Origin of the sequence: Streptomyces sp. NPDC047974 (assembly GCF_040653375.1) — a bacterium.
Classification (GTDB): Bacteria; Actinomycetota; Actinomycetes; order Streptomycetales; family Streptomycetaceae; genus Streptomyces.
In genome coordinates this window covers 183,012-205,031 of sequence record NZ_JBEZNU010000010.1, presented here as the reverse complement: position 1 = coordinate 205,031, position 22,020 = coordinate 183,012, and the positions used below count along the sequence as shown (strand labels likewise).

Genomic DNA, 22,020 nt, shown 5'->3' with positions numbered 1-22,020 from the left:
CGCTGCGGCGGCCTCCGACCGCCGGCCGGGGCGGCGGGGCGGTGGTCGCGCGTCAGCGCCTCGTCGGGACGCCCGTCAGGGCGGTGACGACCGGGGGCCACTCCTGGACGCGCCCCTCGCACCGCTCGGCCCCTGCGGGCCTCCCGGGCTTCGGGCCGCTGCGGCGGCCTCCGACCGCCGGCCGGGGCGGCGGGGCGGTGGTCGCGCGTCAGCGCCTCGTCGGGACGCCCGTCAGGGCGGTGACGACCGGGTCCAGGGCTTCCTGGATCTCGTCGCCGATGGAGCGGAAGACGGTGATGGGGGCGCCGTAGGGGTCGTTGACCTCGTCCGCTTCGGCGGAGGGGGCCAGGAGCCACCCGCGTAGAGCGGCGGCCGCGCGGACCAGGGCGCGGGCGCGTTCGACCACGCCGTCGCGGGGGTCCGGGAGGGTGGCGGGGTCGATGGCGCGGACCAGCCGGGTGAACTCCTTCAGGGTGAAGGTGCGCAGTCCGGCCGAGTGGCCCATCGAGATGACCTGCGCGCGGTGGTCGCGGGTCGCGGTGAGGACGAGGTCGGCGCGGATGACGTGCTCGTCGAGGAGTTCGCGCCCGACGAAGCCGCTGTGGTCGGCGCCGAAGTCGGCGAGGACCAGCTCGGCGTTGGTCTCCATGGGGGCGCCCTCGTGGCCCCAGGTGCCGGCGCTCTCCACGATGAGGCCCCGGCCGAGCCCGTCGCCGAGCCGCTGGAGCAGGGCGTGGCGGGTCAGCCGCTCGGTGATGGGCGAGCGGCAGACGTTGCCGGTGCTGACGTGGAGGATGCGGAAGGTGGTGTCGTGCTCGTACCCCGCTATGCCACGCCCCTCAGGGGCGGTCAACTGGCCACCTCGAGGTCGGGTACGACCTTGCGGAGCTCCTCCGGTGACAGCGCGCCCTCGCGCAGCAGCACCGGGATCTTGCCCGTGACGTCGACGATGGAGGAGGGGACGTTGCCGGGCGTCGGACCGCCGTCGAGGTAGACGGAGACGGAGTCGCCGAGCATCTGCTGGGCGGCGTCGCAGTCCTCGGGCGCCGGGTGCCCGGAGAGGTTGGCGGAGGAGACGGCCATCGGGCCGACCTCGGTGAGCAGCTCGATGGCGACCGGGTGCAGCGGCATGCGGATGGCGACGGTGCCGCGGGTGTCGCCGAGGTCCCACTGGAGGGACGGCTGGTGGCGGGCGACCAGGGTGAGCGGGCCGGGCCAGAAGGCGTCGACGAGCTCCCACGCGTGCTCGGAGAAGTCCGTGACGAGGCCGTGCAGCGTGTTCGGGGAGCCGATGAGGACGGGGGTGGGCATGCCGCGGCCCCGGCCCTTGGCGGCCAGCAGCTCGGCGACGGCCTCGCTGCCGAAGGCGTCCGCGCCGAGTCCGTACACGGTGTCGGTGGGGAGCACGACGAGCTCGCCGCGGCGCACGGCCGACGCGGCTTCGCGCAGGCCGGTCGCGCGGTCGGTCGCCTCGTTGCAGTCGTATCGGCGTGCCATCAGTCGCGCTCCTCCTCAGTCGTGGTGGTGCGGTGCCGGCTCACGGCATCGCCTTGCGGGCGGTCGCGAAACGCGGCCGGTTGTTCAGGTCGGGGTGGTCGGCGGCGTCCGCCCAGCCGGCCTCCTCGTTGAAGATCCACGGCACCTGGCCGCCCTGGGTGTCGGCGTGCTCGATGACGACGAGGCCGCCGGGGCGGAGCAGCCGGTGCGCGGTGCGCTCGATGCCGCGGATGGTGTCGAGGCCGTCCTCGCCGGAGAAGAGCGCCATCTCGGGGTCGTGGTCGCGGGCCTCGGGGGCGACGTACTCCCACTCGGTGAGGGGGATGTACGGCGGGTTGGAGATGACCAGGTCGACCTGGCCGTTGAGCTCCGGGAGGGCGGTGAGCGCGTCGCCCTGGTGGACGGTGACGCGGGAGCCAGCGGCGTTCTTGCGGGTCCAGACGAGCGCGTCGTCGGAGAGCTCGACGGCGTGGACGCGCGAGCGCGGCACCTCCTGGGCCATGGCGAGGGCGATGGCGCCGGAGCCGGTGCAGAGGTCGACGATGAGCGGTTCGACGACGTCCATCGCGCGGACGGCGTCTATGGCCCAGCCGACCACCGACTCGGTCTCCGGGCGGGGCACGAAGACCCCGGGGCCGACCTGGAGCTCCAGGTAGCGGAAGAACGCGCGGCCGGTGATGTGCTGGAGGGGTTCGCGCGCCTCGCGGCGGGCGATGGCCTCCCAGTAGCGGGCGTCGAAGTCGGCGTCCTTGACGTTGTGCAGCTCCCCCCGCTTGACGCCGTGCACGAACGCGGCGAGCTCCTCGGCGTCGAAGCGCGGTGAGGGAACGCCGGCGTCGGCCAGCCGCTGGGTGGCCTGGGCCACCTCGGCAAGCAGCAGGTTCACGCTGGTCCTCCGTGGTGCGGGGTGGGGCGGGGAGAGGTGCCTCGGGCCGGTCAGGTCGCGGCGAGCTTGGCCGCGGAGTCGGCGTCGACGCAGGCCTGGATGACGGCGTCGAGCTCGCCGTCGAGGACCTGGTCGAGGTTGTACGCCTTGAAGCCGACGCGGTGGTCGGAGAGGCGGTTCTCCGGGAAGTTGTACGTGCGGATCTTCTCGGAGCGGTCGACGGTGCGGACCTGGCTGCGGCGGGCGTCGGCGGCCTCGGCCTCGGCCTTCTCCTGGGCGGCGGCGAGGAGCCGGGAGCGCAGGATGCGCATGGCCTGCTCCTTGTTCTGGAGCTGGCTCTTCTCGTTCTGGCAGGAGGCGACGATGCCGGTCGGCAGGTGGGTGATGCGGACCGCGGAGTCGGTGGTGTTGACCGACTGGCCGCCGGGGCCGGAGGAGCGGTAGACGTCGATGCGCAGGTCGTTGGCGTGGATCTCGACGTCGACCTCCTCGGCCTCGGGCGTGACGAGCACGCCGGCGGCGGAGGTGTGGATGCGGCCCTGCGACTCGGTGGCGGGCACGCGCTGCACGCGGTGGACGCCGCCCTCGTACTTGAGGCGGGCCCAGACGCCCTGGCCGGGCTCGGTGGCGCCGTTGCCGCCCTTGGTCTTCACGGCGACCTGGACGTCCTTGTAGCCGCCGAGCTCGGACTCGGTGGCGTCGATGAGCTCGGTCTTCCAGCCGACGCGCTCGGCGTAGCGGAGGTACATCCGGAGCAGGTCCCCGGCGAAGAGGGCGGACTCGTCGCCGCCGGCGCCGGCCTTGATCTCCAGGATGACGTCCTTGTCGTCGCTGGGGTCGCGGGGGATCAGCAGGAGGCGGAGCTTCTCGGTGAGCTCCTCGCGCTGCTTCTCCAGCTCCTTGACCTCGGCGGCGAAGTCGGGGTCGTCGTGCGCGAACTCGCGCGCGGTCTCGATGTCGTCCCCGGTCTGCTTCCAGGAGCGGTACGTGCCGACGATCGGGGTCAGCTCGGCGTAGCGCTTGTTCAGCTTGCGCGCGTTGGCCTGGTCGGCGTGGACCGACGGATCCGCGAGCTTCTTCTCGAGGTCGGCGTGCTCGCCGACCAGTTCCTCGACGGCCTCGAACATCTTCGGGCTCCTGGTTTCGTGTGGTGCTACGGGGACGCCAAAGCGCCGGTCCCGGCCGCCCCGCGCAGGGGCGGCCGATGACCGGCGCGGGGGCTCGCTACTTCTTGGCGGAGCCGGCGGCCTTGCCGAAGCGGGCCTCGAAGCGGGCCACGCGGCCGCCGGTGTCGAGGATCTTCTGCTTGCCCGTGTAGAACGGGTGGCACTCGGAGCAGACCTCGGCACGGATGGTGCCCTCGGCCAGGGTGCTGCGGGTGGTGAACGACGCGCCACAGGTGCAGCTGACCTGGGTCTCGACGTACTCGGGGTGGATCTCGCGCTTCAAGGTGTCTCCTAGTTCCGGGAGGGCGCCGGGTCGTCGCCGCGGGTTGCGGCGGACGTGAACCGGGGCCGACGTACCAGTCTGCCAGGACTGGCCGCATCTCCCCAAACCGGGGTGGGGGCGGCGGTATTCCCCGGGCCGGATTCCGGGGCTAGCCGATCACGCCCTCGGCCTTGCCGGTGGCCGCGTCCTCGGTGGCGGAGGCGGGGATGGGGCGGTCGGCCCGGAGGGCCTTCCAGACCTGTTCGGCCTGGGCTTCGAGGGGCACGACGCGGTTGGGGTCCACGGGGTCGTACGTGACGGGCAGCGTGATCATGTGGACGTCGTCGGCGCCGAGCCCGGACAGGCCCTGGGCGAAGCCCATGAGCTCCTGGACGGAGTCGAGCTCGGAGTCGGGCGTGATGGCCTTGGTGGCGGCGTCGGCGAGGTCGAGGAGCTTCTTGGGGTCGGTGCCGGCGCCGACGTCCTTGACCTGTGCGATGAAGGCCTTCATGAAGGCCTGCTGGAGCTGGATGCGGCCGAGGTCGCTGCCGTCGCCGACGCTCTTGCGGGTGCGGACGAGACCGAGGGACTGCTCGCCGTCGAGGGTGTGGGTGCCGGGCTCCAGGTCGAGGTGGCTCTTGGGGTCCTTGATGGCCCGCGTGGTGGTGATCTCGACGCCGCCGAGGGTGTCGATGAGCTTCTTGAAGCCGGTGAAGTCGACCTCGATGTAGTGGTCCATGCGGATGCCGGACAGGGACTCGACGGTCTTGACGGCGCAGGCGGGGCCGCCGACCTCGTACGCGGTGTTGAACATGGCGCGGCTCTGGCCGGCGACCTCATTGCCCTGCTCGTCGGTGCAGGCGGGGCGTTCGATGAGGGTGTCGCGGGGGATGGAGACGACGCCGGCCTTCTTGTGGCCCTCGTAGACGTGGAGGACCATCGCGGTGTCGGAGCGGGCGCCGCCCTCGTCCTTGCCGTAGGCGCCGTTGTCGCCGGAGCGGGAGTCGGAGCCGAGGACGAGGATGTCCATCGATCCGTCGTCGACGTTCTTGGGGCGGTCGGTGCCGAGCTGGGCGTTGATGTCGACGCCCTGGATGTTGCCGTCGAGCTTGAGGTACACGTAGCCGAGTCCGGCGCCGGCCAGGACGAGCACGGCGGTGGCGCCGGACACGGCTATGGCGATCCGGCGGCGGCGTGTGGCGGTCGGTTTGCGGCGGCGTCCGGTGGCGCCTCCGCGTGCGCGCCCGCTCTTGTTCTGCTCGGTCATCGTCTTCCCTCGGGCCTATGGTTCACCTTTTGTGACGGCGAAGCATCCGAAAGGGTTGCATAGCGATCTGTGAGGTTTCGATGAGCGAGCTGTCCACCACGCACTGTGCCCACCGCTCGGTGAGCGGTGGGCACAGTGTTCGCGCAGGTCACGAACGGGTTACGGCTCCGAGGCCGTCACCCGCGGTGTGACGAGGGTCTCCCCCCGTCACCGACGGCGTCAGTCGTTGTTGGCGCCCGGCGTCGTCTTCTGGATCTGCAGCAGGAACTCGGCGTTCGACTTCGTCTGCTTGAGCTTGTCCAGGAGCAGCTCGATGGCCTGCTGCTGGTCGAGCGCGTGCAGCACGCGGCGGAGCTTCCAGGTGATGGCGAGCTCGTCGCTGCCGAGGAGGATCTCCTCCTTGCGGGTACCCGAGGCGTCGACGTCGACGGCCGGGAAGATCCGCTTGTCGGCGAGCTTCCGGTCGAGCTTGAGCTCCATGTTGCCGGTGCCCTTGAACTCCTCGAAGATCACCTCGTCCATGCGCGAGCCGGTGTCGACCAGCGCGGTGGCCAGGATGGTCAGCGAGCCGCCGTCCTCGATGTTGCGCGCGGCACCGAAGAAGCGCTTCGGCGGGTAGAGCGCGGTCGAGTCGACACCACCGGACAGGATGCGGCCGGAGGCGGGCGCCGCGAGGTTGTACGCGCGGCCCAGGCGGGTGATGGAGTCCAGCAGGACGACCACGTCGTGACCCAGCTCGACGAGGCGCTTGGCGCGCTCGATGGCCAGCTCGGCGACGGTGGTGTGGTCCTCGGCCGGGCGGTCGAAGGTCGAGGAGATGACCTCGCCCTTCACCGACCGCTGCATGTCGGTGACCTCTTCCGGACGCTCGTCGACCAGGACGACCATCAGGTGGCACTCGGGGTTGTTGTGGGTGATCGCGTTGGCGATCGCCTGCATGATCATGGTCTTGCCGGTCTTCGGCGGGGCCACGATCAGACCGCGCTGGCCCTTGCCGATCGGCGACACGAGGTCGATGATCCGCGTGGTCAGCACGCCCGGGTCGGACTCCAGACGGAGCCGGTCCTGGGGGTACAGCGGGGTCAGCTTGTTGAACTCGGGGCGGCCGCGGCCGGAGTCCGGCGCCATGCCGTTGGTCGAGTCGAGGCGGACCAGCGCGTTGAACTTCTCGCGGCGCTCGCCCTCCTTCGGCTGGCGGACCGCGCCGGTGAGGTGGTCGCCCTTGCGCAGGCCGCTCTTGCGGACCTGGGCGAGGGAGACGTACACGTCGTTCGGACCGGGCAGGTAGCCGGAGGTCCGGATGAACGCGTAGTTGTCGAGGATGTCCAGGATGCCCGCGACGGGGATCAGGACGTCGTCGTCGGAGACCTGCGGCTCGCCGGCGGCGAACTCGTCGCGCCCGCGACGGCCTCGGCGGTCGCGGTAGCGGCCGCGACGGCCACGGCGGCCGCCCTCGAAGTCGTCGTCGTCGTCCTGCGGGGCGCCGCCCTGCGGACGCTGGCCCTGGCCCTGCTGCTGGCCCTGACCCTGGCCCTGGCCCTGGCCCTGGCGCTGCTGGTCCTTGCGCTGGCCGCCGCCCTGCTGCTGGTCGTCGCCCTTGCCGCGCTCGCGCTGGCGGTCGCGACGGTCCCGGCGGTCACGGCGGGTGCGGCCCTCGGCGCCGTCCACGGCGGCCTCGGCCTTCTCGCCCTGCGGCTCGCTCTTGGCCTCGGTGCGCGCCTCGGCCTTCACGGCCTGCGCGCCCTCGACGCCCTCCGGCGAACCGGCGGGAGCGGTGGCACGGCGGCGGCGGCGCTCGCCGGCCGGCTGCTCGTCGCCCTGGTCGGCACCGGCCGACTTCGACGGCTGGCCCGGGATGTCGATCTGCTGCTGGGCGGGGGCCTGCTCGGCCTTCTCCGCCTTCGGCTCGGCGGCCTCGGCGGACTCGCCCGTGCGGGCCTTGGAGGTGGCGCGGCGCTTCGGCTTGGTCTCGGCGGCGGCCTCGGTCTTGGCGGGGGCGGCGGAGCCGGAACCGGCCTGCGCCTCCTTGATGACCTCGATCAGCTGGCTCTTGCGCATCCGCGCGGTGCCCCTGATGCCGAGGCCGGACGCGACCTGCTGCAGCTCGGCCAGGACCATGCCCTCGAGGCCGGTGCCGGAGCGGCGGCGCCGTGCGGTGCCGCTGCTGGCGGCACCTTCGGCGGGCGCGGCGGCGTCGACAGTGCTGTCGGCAGTCACGCCCATCAGATCGGTGGTGTCGCTCACGAAGGGTCCTTCCCTGGAGCGGACGTCGGCCCTGTGGCTCGGCGACCGGTTGTGCTGTCCGGCAGCGGTCCTGGTTGGTGGACCGTGTCCGGGGCGGTGGTCCCGCCGGGATGCGGCGAGAGAGAGGTACGTGCTGTGGGTCCGGCCCGAGCGCCCCCTGCTCGGCCCTCGCATGGAATGAGCGAGGGGTGTCGTGCCGGTTCCGGAGCGTGCTCGAAACTGCTCAGGCAGGCTGCTCAGGCAGTTGGGGAGGCTCCCGGAAGAATGTGTGGTCCCTGAGGGGACACTCCGCACCGCTCCACAAAGAGGTCGGGTGCAGACTTGAGGTTAACACTACCGGCTCCAACAAACATTCCCCCTCTCACTCACCGGCAATCGCGTGTTCAGGACGCTGCCCGGCGTCCCTGGCACCTGCCGCCGCCGCGCCTCAGGGCGCCAGCGGCAGCACGCTCGCCCCGGGCGCGTCGAGGTCGAGCCGGTTCGCGGCCCAGCCCTCGCCCGCGAGGAGGGCGACCTTGTCGGCGGTCTTCTCGTCGGCCAGCGCGAGGACCGTGGGGCCCGCGCCGGAGATGACGGCGGGTACGCCGTCGGCCCGCAGCCTGTTGACCAGGGCGATGCTCTCGGGCATCGCGGGGGCCCGGTACTCCTGGTGGAGCCGGTCCTCGGTGGCCGCGAGCAGCAGTTCGGGGCGGCGGGTCAGGGCCTCGACGAGGAGGGCGGCGCGCCCGGCGTTGGCGGCGGCGTCCACGTGCGGGACGGTGCGCGGCAGCAGACCGCGGGCGGTCTCGGTCAGCACCGGCTTCCCGGGGACGAAAACCACCGGAACGATGGAATCCGAGGGATCCATCCTGATCGCCCGCGCGGCACCGGACTCGGTCCAGGCGAGGGTGAAGCCGCCGAGCAGACAGGCGGCGACGTTGTCGGGGTGGCCCTCGATCTCGGTGGCCAGCTCCAGCAGGGCGGCCTCGTCGAGCTTGGCGTCCCCGCCTATGGTCACGGCGCGGGCGGCGACGATGCCGGCGCAGATGGCGGCGGAGGAGGAGCCGAGGCCGCGGCCGTGCGGGATGCGGTTGGCACAGACGACCTCCAGGCCGCGCGGCTGCCCGCCGAGCAGGTCGAAGGCGGTGCGCAGGGAGCGTACGAGGAGGTGCCTCTCGTCGCGCGGGAGCGTCTCGGCGCCCTCTCCGGCGATGTCGATGTGCAGCCCGGAGTCGGCGACCCGGACGACGACGTCGTCGTAGAGGCCCAGCGACAGGCCGAAGGCGTCGAAGCCCGGGCCGAGGTTGGCGCTGGTGGCGGGGACGCGCACCCGTACGGCGGCGGCGCGGAACGCGGGACCGGCCATCGCTCGATGACTCTCCTTGACTGCGGCGACGTGGTGTTCAAGAGAAGTGCTGGGGAACCCGGAGTACCGTTTCGGCCGTTTCGGTCGCGGGGAGGCGACAACGGCAACGACACCACGCATATGCGTCGCGGCGGGTTCGGTACAGCCTATCGAAGGAAGGTTCTGTGGCGACATAGGGCGCACGGGAGGCGCACGATGCGTGTCGCGCGCCAACCTGTGCATCTGTGTGGGTTCCTGATCGGGTTTCGCCCGATCAGGAACCGACGTGCTCCCGACGGGTTCAGGCCAGCCCGAGCCGCTGCGCGGCGGTGGCGGCGTCCACCGGGACGGTGACCGGCTGCGGGGCGCCGGCGACGGCCCAGTCGGGGTCCTTCAGACCGTTTCCGGTCACGGTGCAGACGATCCGCTGGCCCGGGTCGACCTTGCCCTGCTCGGCGGCCTTCAGCAGACCGGCGACCGAGGCGGCCGAGGCGGGCTCCACGAAGACGCCCTCCTGCGCGGCCAACAGGCGGTAGGAGCGCAGGATCTCACGGTCCGTCACCTCGTCGATGAAGCCGCCCGACTCGTCGCGCGCGGCGATCGCGTACTCCCAGGAGGCCGGGTTGCCGATGCGGATCGCGGTGGCGATGGTGGACGGGTCCTTGACGACCTCGCCGCGCACCAGCGGGGCCGAACCGGAGGCCTGGAAGCCCCACATGCGCGGGCGGTGGGTGGCGAGCCCGTCCGCGGCGTACTCGCGGTACCCCTTCCAGTACGCGGTGATGTTGCCCGCGTTGCCGACGGGGAGGACGTGGATGTCGGGCGCGTCGCCCAGCATGTCCACGATCTCGAACGCGGCGGTCTTCTGGCCCTCGATGCGGACCGGGTTGACCGAATTGACCAGCGCGACCGGGTAGTTGTCGGACAGCGCGCGGGCCAGGTCCAGGCAGTCGTCGAAGTTGCCGTCCACCTGGAGGATCTTCGCGCCGTGCACGAGGGCCTGGCCCATCTTGCCGAGCGCGATCTTGCCCTGCGGCACCAGGACCGCGGAGACCATCCCGGCCCGCACCGCGTAGGCGGCGGCGGAGGCGGAGGTGTTGCCGGTGGAGGCGCAGATGACCGCCTTGGCGCCCTCCTCCTTCGCCCGGGTGATGGCCATGGTCATGCCCCGGTCCTTGAAGGAACCGGTGGGGTTGGCGCCCTCGACCTTGAGGTGCACCTCGCAGCCCGTGCGCTCGGAGAGGACCTGGGCGGGGACGAGCGGCGTACCGCCCTCACGGAGCGTGACGACCGGCGTCGCGTCCGTGACCGGAAGGCGGTCCCGGTACTCCTCGATGATGCCGCGCCACTGGTGGGTGCCCTGGTTGGTCATGGGTCCTTACTCCCCTTCAACACGCATGATGCTGGCGACACCGCGCACGGTGTCGAGCTTGCGCAGCGCCTCGACCGTCCCGGAGAGGGCGGCGTCGGCCGCGCGGTGGGTGACGACGACGAGCGATGCCTCGCCGTCCTTGCCCTGCTGGCGCACGGTATCGATCGATACGCCGTGCTCGGCGAAGACCGTCGCGACCTGGGCGAGGACGCCCGGCTTGTCGGCCACGTCGAGACTGATGTGGTACCGCGTCACCACGTCGCCCATGGGGCTCACGGGCAGCTGGGTGTACGCGGACTCGCCGGGGCCCGTCGCCTCGTTGAGACGGTTGCGGCAGACGGCGACGACGTCGCCGAGAACGGCCGAGGCGGTCGGCGCGCCGCCCGCCCCGGGGCCGTAGAACATGAGCCGGCCGGCGGCCTCCGCCTCGACGAAGACCGCGTTGTACGCCTCGCGGACGGAGGCCAGCGGGTGGCTCAGCGGGATCATCGCGGGGTGCACGCGCGCGGTGACGGACTCGCCGTCGGCGGCCCGCTCGCAGATCGCGAGCAGCTTGATGGTGCAGCCCATCTCCTTGGCGGAGGCGAAGTCGGCGGCGGTGACCTCGGTCATGCCCTCGCGGTAGACGTCGTCCAGGCGCACGCGCGTGTGGAAGGCGATGCCGGCGAGGATGGCGGCCTTGGCGGCGGCGTCGAAGCCCTCGACGTCGGCGGTCGGGTCGGCCTCGGCGTACCCGAGCGCGGTGGCCTCGTCCAGGGCCTCCTGGTAGCCGGCGCCGGTCGAGTCCATCTTGTCGAGGATGAAGTTCGTGGTGCCATTGACGATGCCCATGACGCGGTTGATCTTGTCGCCGGCGAGGGACTCGCGCAGCGGGCGGATCAGCGGGATGGCGCCGGCGACGGCGGCCTCGTAGTACAGGTCCTGCCCGTGCTGCTCGGCGGCGGCGTAGAGGGTCGCGCCGTCCTGGGCGAGCAGCGCCTTGTTGGCGGAGACCACGGAGGCGCCGTGCTCGAAGGCGGTGGTGATGAGGGTGCGGGCCGGCTCGATCCCGCCGATGACCTCGACGACGACGTCGATGTCCCCGCGTTTGACCAGGGCGGTGGCGTCGGTGGTGATCAGCGCGGGGTCGATGCCGCCGCGGACCTTGTCGGGCCGGCGGACGGCGACGCCGGCGAGCTCGACCGGCGCGCCGATGCGCGCGGCGAGGTCGTCGGCGTGCGTCGTCATGATGCGCGCCACCTCGGAGCCGACAACTCCACAGCCCAGCAGCGCCACCTTCAGCGGACGCGTACGCATCATCCGACCTCGTTTCTCGTACTTCTGATTCGTATCTCTACGGTTCTGACGGGGGTGGGAACAAGTCTCACTCACCGGACGGCGGATTCAGCCACTCGTCCGGATCCTGAGACATCGATTCCACCACCCGACTATTTCATCAGCCGACGTCGAGACGCAGGAGATCTTCCTCCGTCTCGCGCCGGACGATGGCCCTTGCTTCGCCGTCCCGGACCGCCACCACGGGCGGCCGGAGGGCGTGGTTGTAGTTGCTCGCCATGGAGCGGCAGTAGGCGCCGGTGGCGGGCACGGCGATCAGGTCGCCGGGGGCCAGGTCAGCGGGGAGGAAGGCGTCGCGGACGACGATGTCGCCGCTCTCGCAGTGCTTGCCGACGACCCGGGAGAGCATCGGCTCGGCGTCGCTGACGCGGGAGACCAGGCTGACGCTGTACTCGGCGTCGTACAGGGCGGTGCGGATGTTGTCCGACATGCCGCCGTCGACGCTCACGTACGTGCGCAGCCCGTCGAGCGGCTTGATCGTGCCGACCCGGTAGAGCGTGAAGGCCGTCGGCCCGACGATGGCGCGCCCGGGCTCGACCGAGATCCGGGGGGTCCGCAGCCCGGCGGCCTCGCACTCCCGCGTCACGATCTCGCCGAGCGCCTTGGCGATCTCGTGCGGCTCGCGCGGGTCGTCCTCGGAGGTGTACGCGATGCCGAGGCCGCCGCCGAGGTCGATCTCGGGCAGCTCGACGCCGTGCTCGTCGCGCACCTCGGCGAGGAGCTGGACGACGCGGCGGGCCGAGACCTCGAAGCCGGCCATGTCGAAGATCTGCGAGCCGATGTGCGAGTGGATGCCGATGAGCTCCAGGCCGTCGAGCCTCAGCGCCCGGCGCACGGCCTCCGCGGCCTGCCCGCCGGCGAGCGCGATGCCGAACTTCTGGTCCTCGTGGGCGGTGGCGATGAACTCGTGGGTGTGCGCCTCCACGCCCACGGTCACCCGGATCTGCACGCGCTGCCGCCTGCCGAGGGACTGGGCGATGTGGGCGACCCGGACGATCTCCTGGAAGGAGTCGAGGACGATCCGCCCGACGCCGACCTCGACGGCCCGCCGGATCTCCTCCTCGCTCTTGTTGTTGCCGTGGAAGGCGATCCGCTCGGCGGGCATCCCGGCGGAGAGCGCGGTGGCGAGCTCGCCGCCGGAGCAGACGTCGAGGTTGAGCCCCTCCTCGTGCAGCCAGCGGACGATCGCGCGGGAGAGGAAGGCCTTGCCGGCGTAGAAGACGTCGGCGTCGGTGCCGAAGGCCTCGGCCCAGGCGCGGCAGCGGGCGCGGAAGTCGCTCTCGTCGAGGAAGTAGGCGGGGGTCCCGAACTCCTCGGCGAGGTCGGTGACGCGCAGCCCGCCGACGGTCGCGACGCCGTCCTCGTCCCGGGCCACGGTCCGCGCCCACACCTTGGGGTCGAGCGTGTTCAGGTCGGCGGGCGGCGCTGTGCTTGCTACGGAGCGCCCCTCAGGAAGGACGTCGGCGTGGCGGGGGCCTGCGGGGTGGGCGGAACGGCTCATGTCTGGTCAGCTCTTTCAGATCCGGTCGGGTGCGCTGATGCCGAGCACGGAGAGGCCGCCGGCGAGCACCGTCCCGGCGGCTTCGGCGAGCGCGAGCCGGGAGCGGTGGGCGGCCGAGGGTTTCTCGTCGCCGAGCGGCAGAACGGTGTGCTGGAAGCCGAGCAGCGCGTCGGCGACGGCTTCGAGGTGCCGGGCGACCCGGTCGGGGGCGCGGTGGCGGGCGGCGGCGAGAAGCACGGAGGGATGGTCGCGGACCAGCCCGAGCAGCGGGTCCTCGACGTCCGTCTCGTACGAGGGGAGGACGTCGAGCTGCCGGCCGTTGACGAGCAGCCGCCGGGCGCGGGAGTGGGCGTACTGGACGCGGAAGAGCGCGTTGCGCTCGTGCCGTACGAGGAGCGGGGCGCCGTCGAGGGGCCGGTCGTGGGGCGCGGCCCGCAGGAGCCGCCACCGGGCGGCGTCGCTCCCGAGCGCCTCGACGTCGTACGTCCCCGGGTGCACGTGCACCCGCTCGCCCCCGCCCGTGACGGCGGCGTCCCCGCCCTGGGCACGCACCAGCCCGACGAGGCACTCGACGACGACGGAAGCACGCTCCTCGCGGCCCGCCTCGAACCGCACGACCTTCCCGGCGAGCCCGTCCCCGCGTCCGTACGAGAGCCCGGCGGCGCGCACGGCGGCCAGGAGCCCGGCCCCGCCACCGGGACGCAGGGTGAAGTTGAGGAATCCGGGCCCGGTGATGTCCACGGCGAGGATCCCGTCGGCGCCCTCCAGCCGCTCCTTGAGCAGGGAGGCGACATCGAGCGCGGCCCGCCCGGCCAGCCGCGCGAGCGACAGGGCGACGCTGCTGGCGTACTCCCCCACCCCTCCCGGCCGCGCCTTCTCGACCTTCACGCGCGGAGGAACGTCGACCCGCAGCGCACCGTCGTCGACCGCACGGCGCACGGCGTGCTGCACGGTGAGGGAGAGGTCCGCGGGGGTCACGATCCCAGCCTAGGGGAGGAGGGGGGTCGGAACGCGAACCGGTTTCGCCATACGGGCACCCGGGAGGACGGGAAGGGGGAAACCCCAGGTGGAAGGGGCCCCGAAAACACGATCAAGATCACAGGCGGCCGGAGGGAATCCGCACGGCGGACCCGTCCTGCCTCCGCTCAGCCCCGCGGGCGGCAGCTCCCGGCGGCGGGTCTCTCGGGGCAGCCGTCCCCTGCGGACGGCTCCTCTCCCGCGTCGGCCCCGCCGGCCTGCCGCCGCTGCCGGGGCTCCCGGTGCAGCAGTTGCCGGACGACCCGTACGAGCTCCGCCGGCTCGAAGGGCTTCGCGAGGAACGCGTCCGCCGCCGGAGCCCCCTCGCCCTCCCCGCCGGCACTGATGATCGCCACGGGCAGATGCCGGGTCCGCGGATCCTCCCGCAGCCGCTGGGCGGTCTTGATCCCGTCGAGCCGCGGCATGACGACGTCGAGCGTCACGACGTCGGGCCGCACGCGATGCACGACGTCCAGACACTCGGCACCATCGGCCGCGGTCACGACCTCGAACCCCTCGAGTTCGAGATTGACCCTGATCAACTGCCGGATGACCTTGTTGTCGTCGACAACGAGCACCCGCCCGGACACGCCTGACACGTGAACGAGAGTAGGCCGCCCCGAGGGGCTGCGTCCGGGTTTTGCCCACTTCCGACCCGTGCGAGGGAACACCCCCGCGGTGACGCCCCGGAAATACCTGTTCACAGGCACCCCGAGGGAGCTGGTAAGGTTTCACCCGTCGCCGCCGAGCAGCGACAACGCCCCCGTAGCTCAGGGGATAGAGCAACGGCCTCCGGAGCCGTGTGCGCAGGTTCGAATCCTGCCGGGGGCACTTCGCGAGAAGTGCCACACAGACCCCGTGATCAGCGGAAACGCTGAGAGCGGGGTCTTGTTGTATGTGCGGGCGTATGCCGGGGTGGGCGGCCGTATGACAGGGGCCGCGGCCTATTCGCGGCCTGGGCCGTGGGGTGTCGGCGCAGGTCAGGGCCGGGACTCGGGTGACGAACGAGGGGGAAGCAGCGGATGGGTTCGGGGGCTGGGGAGACCGCAGCGGAGCCGGTTCGGCCGGTATGGGTGCTGACCCCGCTGGATAGCGTCGGTCCGCTGCGCTTCGGCATGTCCGCCGACGAGGCCCGGGCGGCTCTTCCGGAAGCCGTCGAGTTGAGCCGTTTCTCCGCCGAGCCCTCCTCCCCGGAGATCTACGGCCTCCAACTCGGCTTCCACCCAGCGGTGCCGGCTGTCTACGCATACTTCGAGGGCGCCGGCCGCCTCTTCTGCGTGACTGCCGACGCCGCCCACGGACCGCGCGTGACTCTGGACGGCCTGGAGCTGACCGGTCGCGTGCCTGCCGCACTCCAGGAGAGGGTCCTGGACCTTCATTCCTCGGGGACCCACAACGTGTCGTACGGTCCCCGGGGCAATCCGGGGATCAACGACGTCGGCATGGTCCTGCGCGTCCAGGACACCGCGGACGGGGTCCTGACCCGGCCCGTTCTCGTGGGCCGCGAGTGGGCGGACCGCTGCACCGATGACTGGGAGGGGTCCATTCCCGAGTGCGAGTGGCTGGGCCGTCAGTGGTGTGTGTACAACGGCTCGGACATGTACCCCCCGCCTGGATACACGACGAACTGGCCCACAGGGTGGACTGCCCCGTTCTAGGCCTCCTGCAGGAGAACGTCCTCGACCGCCAGAGCTGGGCCACCCGCGAGGAACTGCGGATCGCGATCGGGACCTGGATCGAGCAGACCACCGACGCCGCCGACAAGCCGCACTCGGCCGGCTGACCCCCGTCGAGTTGGAGACCGTCATGACCGCACCGGCCCTCCAGGCCTCGTGACCCAACCTGTCATCCGCACCTGCACCAGACCCGCTCCACCGAGTGTGGGTCGACGGCAGACGGGATGGGAGTGAGGGCCGATGTCAGCAAGCGGTGTCGGATAGCGCGAAGAGCCCATTTCACCTATCGGTGATCTCGGCAAAGACCGCCCACGCACGGCATTGCCCGGGTTGCCTGGCGACCCGATCAGGAGTGGGTGCCAAGCGCCAAAGTTGATCGGGACCGGAGAGCTACCGTTATTGACCCGATCGCTACAAGCCCCACTGCCGTAATGCCGGCAATGACTGAGTCGGCGGGATGAAGGAGCCAGGCCCAGGGCTGCGGAGCGCCGCCGGGCGTCCAACCGCCGGCAGCCAGAACGAGTGGGACTGCGGCCAGGACGCCACCTGTGATCTGCGGCCCGAGTGCAGGGTAGAGCAGTAGAGCGAGCCCTGCGTAGCCGGCGACGTTGCGTCCCAGTACGACTGCGAGTTCGAGGTCGAGGGCGAGGTAGCAGGTGGCCGCCGTGAGCGCACCACCTGCCGCAACACTCAGGCCCAGTCCTGCCTCCCAGAACCGTACGTTGCGTGCGGCGACTTCCTCTGTTTGTCCGTTGCCTCTCCCGAGGCCGTACAGCAGGGCCACTGCGGGGAGTAGCGTCATGAGATGGGCGAGAAGGAACTGGCCTGACTGTCCAGTGAGAACTGGAATGGGCAGCTCGATGTTTCCCGCGACTAGACCGATCACCACTGTTCCGATGGTCGAAGCAGCAAGGGCAGGTACGGCGCGCGCCTTACACCACCAGATCATCCTCCGCCTCCGGAGACCTTCAAAGGCGGTGGCGTGTGGCACGAGGCCAGTGCCGCGCGGTTCTGCTGGTACCAAGCCAGTTGCTTGCCAGGAGCCAGCTGCCTCACCTTCTTGGCGAGACTCCCCTCTTGAGTACCGAAGCGGCCGGCTACGGCCTCGTCGGGAACGCCTGCTGTGGCGTAGAGCCAGGCAGCCAGTGGCCCCGCTGCTACTGCCGCAGGGTAGGGATCGCCCTTGAGGGCACATTCGGGAGGCGACGGGAGTAGACCGGACGCGACGCCCTCAGCGATGTCCGCCTTGCTCACGGCGGGTGCGATGCCAAGCTTCAGTTCACCGGGTTCCGGATGAGCCGCCATCGTGAGGGTGCCCGGAAGCTGCACGCCTGCTGTCGTCAGCCTCGCGGCTGCTACGCGCGCCTCACGGCGTACCATCTGGGGGTTTTCAACCTCAGGCCAGAGGCAGACCTTCGGCTGCTCGGTGTCATCGCAGACGAGGGCGTCCGTCGCCCGGGCTCGCAGGGGGTCCGCGCCCAAGTCGCGCGCGAAAAGCCACGTCCCGAGTACACCGCCGGCCACGAGTGTGAACGCTACGGTCAACGGCACTGCCTTGCCACCACGGTAGATCAGCAGCAGGGAAGCGCCGGCGACGGCGGTTGCGAAGATGATCGTTCCGGCCAGGGCTCGGGGGTCAACTGACGTGTCGATGGAGCAGCAGTTGCTCAGCCCGCCCCCCACCAGGTAGCGCAGCCAGATGACGCTCCATGACGCGGGATAGGCGCCGATGAAGAAGCTGCCGATCAGAGCGACCGGCGCAGCAAGCACCCGTGGCAGGACGCGGCCGAGGACATAGCCGACAAGCGTGTGCGCGACGAGCATCGCGGCTACAGCGGCGAGAATGCCGAAGTCGGGAAGGCCGAGGGGTACGTCGGCGGCTGTTGCGGAAGTGAGCAGTGCTACCAGGATGCCCAGTAGACCCATCGCCAGTACTGGTAGCAGCACAGGGAAGGCAATGGCCAGTGGTCCGCGGACCGTGGGCTGGTCGAAGACGTGTCCCTTGGTGAGGCGAGCGCCTTCCCACGCGGCGGCGGCCGCGCAGGCGGCGGCGACAAAGGGAAGAGCGAAGGCGGCACTGCCCGTTACCGACGGCCAATAGTGAGGTGTCACCCACGCGGACAGGTCATCGCCGAGAGCGAGGAAAACGAATCCGGCCACGAGGGGTAGCAGAAGAGTGGCAGGGGATGATCGCACGACGGTGCGCAGCAGCATGTCAGACCTCCCTGCCCACGAGAGCCGAGTATGCGGCCTCGGCACTCTCTCGTGGTGAGCTGACGTCGCCGGCCAGCGAGTGGAACTCCTGGGTCGTTCCCTGGAACACGGTCTGACCTGCGGCCAGAACGATCACATCCTGGTAGAGGTCGGCAAGGTCTTCGGTCTGATGGGTGGAAACGACGACGCTGACCGATCGTCCGAGTTCCGCGATGAGGGAACGGAACACGCTGCGCTGGGTGGGGTCCAGTCCGGCAGTTGGCTCATCCATCAGGATGAGCTCGCTCTGGTGAGTCAAGGCGCCGGCGATCCCCATGCGCCGTAACTGGCCGCCCGAGACCTGATGGCTCTTACGGTCAGCCAGCTTCTCGAGCTGCACTCTCGCTATGGCCTTGGCCGATTCCTCCCACGCGGAGGCCCGGGACAGGCCTTTCAGCCATCCCGAGTAGGCAACCTGTTCACGGACGGTGAGCCCTGGGGTAGGCGTGATCTGCTGCGGAATCCAGGCCACCGCTTTGCGGTATCTGACGCGCTCACGCCTGCTGGACGAAACGATTCCGTTCCAGGTGACCGTGCCGTCGGCCGGCGTTAGATGCGAGGCAGCCAGCGCCATGAGCGTGGACTTGCCCGCCCCATTTGGCCCTAGGAGCACCGTCGAAGAGCTTTCGATTCGAGCAGAGAAGTCCGAGAAGACTTCAGTCTTCCTTCCGTAACGGAAGGTAAGGCCTTGAAAGATCAGAGCCATAGCGCACATTCCGCTGCAATCCGTGGAGAACAGCTTGTCTGGTGAATCGGTGCACCGCCTGCGCCCCGACTCGCAGCTGCGGGCGGGGCCCAGGCAGTATGACGGGTCAGTAGCGGGTGGTCAGAGCGTCGACGTTCAGGTAGCAGCAGTCGGTGAACCCGTCGACCTCGAAGTAGTAGCTGCCGGCGGCGAGGTCGCCCCACGACGTGGTGTTGCAGGAGTTGGTCCTAGCGCCCTTGCTCTCGTCGGGGCCGAAGACGTCCTTCCAGACGATCAACGTGGCACCCCTGAACGTACGCTCATGCACCCAGCATCCAGCGAACGCGACCGACGTGCTGGTGGCATCGGTGTTGTTGTCGCTCCACCGCCGCGACTCGAATCCGGGCAGCACCCCCGACATGCTGGACGACCAGGATCCCTCGGCGAAGGCGGGCGTCGCGCCGGCGAGACCGATGACCGCTGCGCTCACCAGCAGTCCCCGGATTAAGCGTCGGTTCATGACTTCAGTCACTCCGTTCCATTAGGAACGCCATGGACATGACGTGCAGGAACAGGGAAGGCGGACTTGACTCCCCTGGAGAGCGAATCGAACATTTGCTCCCAGGCGCGGACCGTAGCCGCCCAGTAATCATCGGGAAGCGGGCAGGCGATCTTATGGCTGGTTCTGCAGCCGTCAGTGGCGTAATGGAGTTGGACCGACTCCTAGTTGGTAAGTAGTCCGTCATGTCTGCAAGCGCGCCCCGGATCCGAAGAGCCGACCGGAGCGTGCAGTCAGGACGTACCGGGTCCACCTGCCACATTGCGCGGAGTGGGCCCGGGATTCGGCTCGGATGTCAGGGGGAGTGGGTGCATAGCAGCCGCGTACACCGCCATTGCGACCTGGAATCAGCCGACAACCTAGATAACTTCGATGGCCGATTTCGTCAGCAATGATCTCCGGTTCGCCACGGGCACGGTTGGCCGCCGTGCGGCCCGCCGGCCTATCGGCGAGGGCGAGACTGTGCATCCGTGCGAACCCGAGCATGGTGTGGTGGATGCCGTCGCCTTTGAGGGCAGTCGCGAAGGACATGCACGGGCCGGACGTTCTTGTGGGCCTTGCTGTGGTCCTCTTTCCAGGCCGGAAGTCCGGTCCGACCGCGCTGTCGGCGGTGTGGGATGACGACCTGGTGGTCGGTGGAGTACCGGTGGTTCTTCGACCGCTCGGAGATGGCGTGGTCGCAGGTGGGGACCAGGGTGCCGTCCACGATGAGAACAGGGTCCTTCACGAACCGCCCGCGGGGCCGGAGAGCGAGGTTGGGCCCGAGGTGGTCGATGATGCGGTCCGCCGTCGGCTTCGACCACCCGAACAGTGGCGCGAGCTGCCGCATCCTCAACGGCAACCCCGTCGGCGGGTACAGCGAACACCGAGCCTCTTACGTCGCCTGGCACCGAAACAACATCGTCCCGTGAAGCCCTGGCTCGGGGCGCTCTCGCGCCAGACCTCTGCCAGATCCCACCAGAGTCTTCGGCACCAGGATCCAGGCGCGCGGCCCATACGTGGACGGGGTCACGTGATCACATCCGAGACAGCCCTCTGACCTGGCAGAACTCCCGAGACGCACACGCCCTCCGGAGCCGTGTGCGCAGGTTCGAATCCTGCCGGGGGCACTTCGCGAGAAGTGCCGGAAGACCCCGCACGCAGCGCAGGCTGCGGGCGGGGTCTTTTCGTGTGCGTGCGCGCCCGTGGGTCGCCCGGCGCTGGAGGCGCCGGGCGGGTCTCGGGGGGCTACTTGACGTTGACGGCCTTCCAGGCGGCGTTGACCGCGTTGTATTCGGCGGAGGTCGCGCCGTAGAGGTCGGTGGCCGCCGAGAGGGTGGCGGTACGGGCGCCGGCGTAGGTGGTGGAGGAGGTCATGTAGGTGGTGAGGGCCTTGTACCAGATCTGGTAGGCCTTCTCGCGGCCTATGCCGGCGAGGGTGGAGTTGTCGTAGGTCGGGGAGTTGTGGACGACCCCGTTGATCGTCTTGGTGCCGCTGCCTTCGGCCAGGAGGTAGAAGAAGTGGTTGGCCGGGCCCGAGGAGTAGTGGACGTCGAGGCGGCCGAGGCTGCTGGACCAGTAGTCGGCGGAGTTGCCGTCCTTGCTGGGCTTGTCCATGTAGCGGAGCGGGGTGCCGTTGCCGCGGATGTCGATCTTCTCGCCGATGAGGTAGTCGCCCGCGTCGCTCGCGTTGTTCGCGTAGAACTCGACCGAGGTGCCGAGGATGTCGGAGGTGGCCTCGTTGAGGCCGCCGGACTCCTTGCTGTAGCGGAGGTTCGCCGTGGAGGCGGTGAGGCCGTGGGTCATCTCGTGGCCGGCGACGTCGAGGGAGGTCAGCGGCTTGGCGTTGCCGGCACCGTCGCCGTACGTCATGCAGAAGCAGGAGTCGGACCAGAAGGCGTTGACGTACGCGTTGCCGTAGTGGACGCGGGAGTAGGCGGCGACGCCGTCGCCGCGGATGCCGTTGCGGCCCAGCTCGTTCTTGTAGAAGTCCCAGGTGACGGCCGCGCCGTAGTGGGCGTCGGCGGCGGCGGTCTCGCGGTTGCTCGCGAGGCCGTTGCCCCAGGTGTCGGTGGAGTTGGTGAAGAGGGTGCCGGTGCCGCTGGTGGCGCCCTTGAGGTCGTACGTCTTGTGGCCGCCGCGGGCGGCGTCCGTGAGGGTGAAGCCGGGGGCCGTGCCGAGGGTGACCTGACCGCTGTACTGGGTGTTGCCGACGCCCGTCTCGATCGCCTCGTAGGAGTGGAGCTCCTTGCCGGTGGCGGCGTCCGTGACGACATGGCGCTCGCTCGGCGTGCCGTCGTGCTGGAGGCCCTTCTCCACGGTCTCCCAGGCGAGGACCGGCTTGCCGTCGGCCGCCCAGATCACCTTGCGGGCGCCCTCGCGGGCCCTCTCCGCCGTGGCCGTGGTCGCGACCGCGATGCGGGCCTTCGTCGCCTTGGTGGTGGTGCGGGTGCCGTTCTTCTTCTGGTGGACGACGAGGTCGCCGCCGAGGACCGGGAGGCCGTCGTAGGTCCGCTCGTAGCGGGTGTGGACGGTGCCGTCCGCGTCCTTGAGGACGTCACGGGCGACCAGTTCCTCCCGGACGGAGAGGCCGATGGCCTTGGCCGTCTCGGTGGCCGAGGCCTGGGCCTGCCGGATCGCGGCCGCGCGCTGCGGGGCGCTGAGGACGACGGCGGTGGCCGCCGCCTCGGTGCCGGTCTCGTTGACGACCGTGGCACCGGCGGTGCCGGTCTGGACTCCGACGACGACCATGGCGGCCGTGGCGACGAGGGCGGCGGTGCGGACGACGGTCCGGCGGTGCGAGGACTGCTGGCGGATCACGCGGGCTCCTTCGCTGAAACGCGTGGGGGTCATGTGGGGGGTGACGCGGAGGGGAGCGTGCCAGCCGAATCGGGTTTTTGACAGGTATGCAACAAGGATTTGACCATCTGTTGTCCGAAGGGTGACGAGACGTGTCCGCTATGCGGCATGCGGAACGGGCCCCCTCGGAGGGAGGGG

Annotated in this window: 18 protein-coding genes, 1 tRNA gene and 2 pseudogenes; 3 read left to right on the top strand and 18 right to left on the bottom strand. The window is 70.4% G+C overall.

What is annotated here, in order from left to right:
• Positions 1 to 208: 208 nt before the first annotated feature.
• From AB0E19_RS17080 to AB0E19_RS17020, 13 genes are all read right to left on the bottom strand, one after another.
• Positions 209 to 853, bottom strand: coding sequence for a protein-tyrosine-phosphatase (locus tag AB0E19_RS17080; RefSeq protein WP_362179956.1), 645 nt, complete (start codon positions 851 to 853; stop codon positions 209 to 211).
• On the bottom strand, positions 850 to 1,497 hold the full coding sequence (locus AB0E19_RS17075; protein WP_360602121.1) for an L-threonylcarbamoyladenylate synthase: 648 nt from the start codon (positions 1,495 to 1,497) through the stop codon (positions 850 to 852). Before AB0E19_RS17075 ends, AB0E19_RS17080 begins: the two co-directional genes overlap by 4 nt.
• Before the next feature lie 40 nt (positions 1,498 to 1,537).
• Complete coding sequence (gene prmC / locus AB0E19_RS17070; RefSeq protein ID WP_359523374.1) at positions 1,538 to 2,383, bottom strand: peptide chain release factor N(5)-glutamine methyltransferase; 846 nt, start codon at positions 2,381 to 2,383, stop codon at positions 1,538 to 1,540.
• 50 nt (positions 2,384 to 2,433) lie between these two features.
• Positions 2,434 to 3,510, bottom strand: coding sequence for a peptide chain release factor 1 (gene prfA / locus AB0E19_RS17065; protein ID WP_043219681.1), 1,077 nt, complete (start codon positions 3,508 to 3,510; stop codon positions 2,434 to 2,436).
• A gap of 97 nt (positions 3,511 to 3,607) precedes the next feature.
• Entirely contained in the window at positions 3,608 to 3,832 is a 225-nt protein-coding gene (gene rpmE / locus AB0E19_RS17060; RefSeq protein WP_362179950.1) for a 50S ribosomal protein L31, read from the bottom strand.
• Between the two features lie 148 nt (positions 3,833 to 3,980).
• Positions 3,981 to 5,078 carry an LCP family protein gene (locus AB0E19_RS17055; protein ID WP_362179947.1) on the bottom strand — a complete coding sequence of 366 codons (1,098 nt, stop codon included), beginning with the start codon at positions 5,076 to 5,078 and terminating at the stop codon, positions 3,981 to 3,983.
• A 219-nt stretch (positions 5,079 to 5,297) separates the two neighbouring features.
• A complete protein-coding gene (rho, locus tag AB0E19_RS17050) occupies positions 5,298 to 7,322 on the bottom strand; it encodes a transcription termination factor Rho (protein ID WP_362179944.1) in 2,025 nt (674 codons plus the stop codon).
• A gap of 427 nt (positions 7,323 to 7,749) precedes the next feature.
• Positions 7,750 to 8,667, bottom strand: a complete 918-nt coding sequence (gene thrB, locus AB0E19_RS17045; RefSeq protein ID WP_360602129.1) for a homoserine kinase — start codon at positions 8,665 to 8,667, stop codon at positions 7,750 to 7,752.
• Between the two features lie 280 nt (positions 8,668 to 8,947).
• Complete coding sequence (thrC, locus tag AB0E19_RS17040) at positions 8,948 to 10,018, bottom strand: threonine synthase (RefSeq protein ID WP_362179940.1); 1,071 nt, start codon at positions 10,016 to 10,018, stop codon at positions 8,948 to 8,950.
• A gap of 6 nt (positions 10,019 to 10,024) precedes the next feature.
• Entirely contained in the window at positions 10,025 to 11,314 is a 1,290-nt protein-coding gene (locus AB0E19_RS17035) for a homoserine dehydrogenase (protein ID WP_362180155.1), read from the bottom strand.
• 139 nt (positions 11,315 to 11,453) lie between these two features.
• Positions 11,454 to 12,854, bottom strand: a complete 1,401-nt coding sequence (lysA, locus tag AB0E19_RS17030; RefSeq protein WP_362179937.1) for a diaminopimelate decarboxylase — start codon at positions 12,852 to 12,854, stop codon at positions 11,454 to 11,456.
• 15 nt (positions 12,855 to 12,869) lie between these two features.
• Entirely contained in the window at positions 12,870 to 13,832 is a 963-nt protein-coding gene (nrtL, locus tag AB0E19_RS17025) for an ArgS-related anticodon-binding protein NrtL (protein WP_362179934.1), read from the bottom strand.
• Positions 13,833 to 13,999: 167 nt separating this feature from the next.
• Positions 14,000 to 14,470 (bottom strand): response regulator, encoded by a 471-nt coding sequence (locus tag AB0E19_RS17020; protein WP_362179931.1) that lies wholly within the window; start codon positions 14,468 to 14,470, stop codon positions 14,000 to 14,002.
• Positions 14,471 to 14,630: 160 nt separating this feature from the next.
• Here AB0E19_RS17020 and AB0E19_RS17015 point away from each other — a divergent pair.
• The 3 genes and pseudogenes from AB0E19_RS17015 to AB0E19_RS17005 form a co-directional block, all read left to right on the top strand.
• Positions 14,631 to 14,702, top strand: a tRNA-Arg gene (locus AB0E19_RS17015).
• A gap of 284 nt (positions 14,703 to 14,986) precedes the next feature.
• A complete protein-coding gene (locus AB0E19_RS17010; protein WP_362179928.1) occupies positions 14,987 to 15,529 on the top strand; it encodes a hypothetical protein in 543 nt (180 codons plus the stop codon).
• Positions 15,530 to 15,531: 2 nt separating this feature from the next.
• Positions 15,532 to 15,707, top strand: a pseudogene (locus AB0E19_RS17005) (IS3 family transposase); the annotation flags it as partial.
• Positions 15,708 to 16,492: 785 nt separating this feature from the next.
• Here the strand turns inward: AB0E19_RS17005 and AB0E19_RS17000 are convergent.
• From AB0E19_RS17000 to AB0E19_RS16980, 5 genes and pseudogenes are all read right to left on the bottom strand, one after another.
• Positions 16,493 to 17,761 (bottom strand): hypothetical protein, encoded by a 1,269-nt coding sequence (locus AB0E19_RS17000; RefSeq protein WP_362179925.1) that lies wholly within the window; start codon positions 17,759 to 17,761, stop codon positions 16,493 to 16,495.
• Between the two features lies 1 nt (position 17,762).
• Entirely contained in the window at positions 17,763 to 18,506 is a 744-nt protein-coding gene (locus AB0E19_RS16995; RefSeq protein WP_362179922.1) for an ATP-binding cassette domain-containing protein, read from the bottom strand.
• Positions 18,507 to 18,612: 106 nt separating this feature from the next.
• Positions 18,613 to 19,005 (bottom strand): hypothetical protein, encoded by a 393-nt coding sequence (locus AB0E19_RS16990; RefSeq protein ID WP_362179919.1) that lies wholly within the window; start codon positions 19,003 to 19,005, stop codon positions 18,613 to 18,615.
• A 486-nt stretch (positions 19,006 to 19,491) separates the two neighbouring features.
• A pseudogene (locus AB0E19_RS16985) lies at positions 19,492 to 19,879 on the bottom strand (IS5/IS1182 family transposase); the annotation flags it as partial.
• Positions 19,880 to 20,271: 392 nt separating this feature from the next.
• Positions 20,272 to 21,774: a M4 family metallopeptidase gene (locus AB0E19_RS16980; protein WP_362180152.1), complete on the bottom strand. Its 1,503-nt coding sequence runs from the start codon at positions 21,772 to 21,774 to the stop codon at positions 20,272 to 20,274.
• Positions 21,775 to 22,020: the final 246 nt, after the last annotated feature.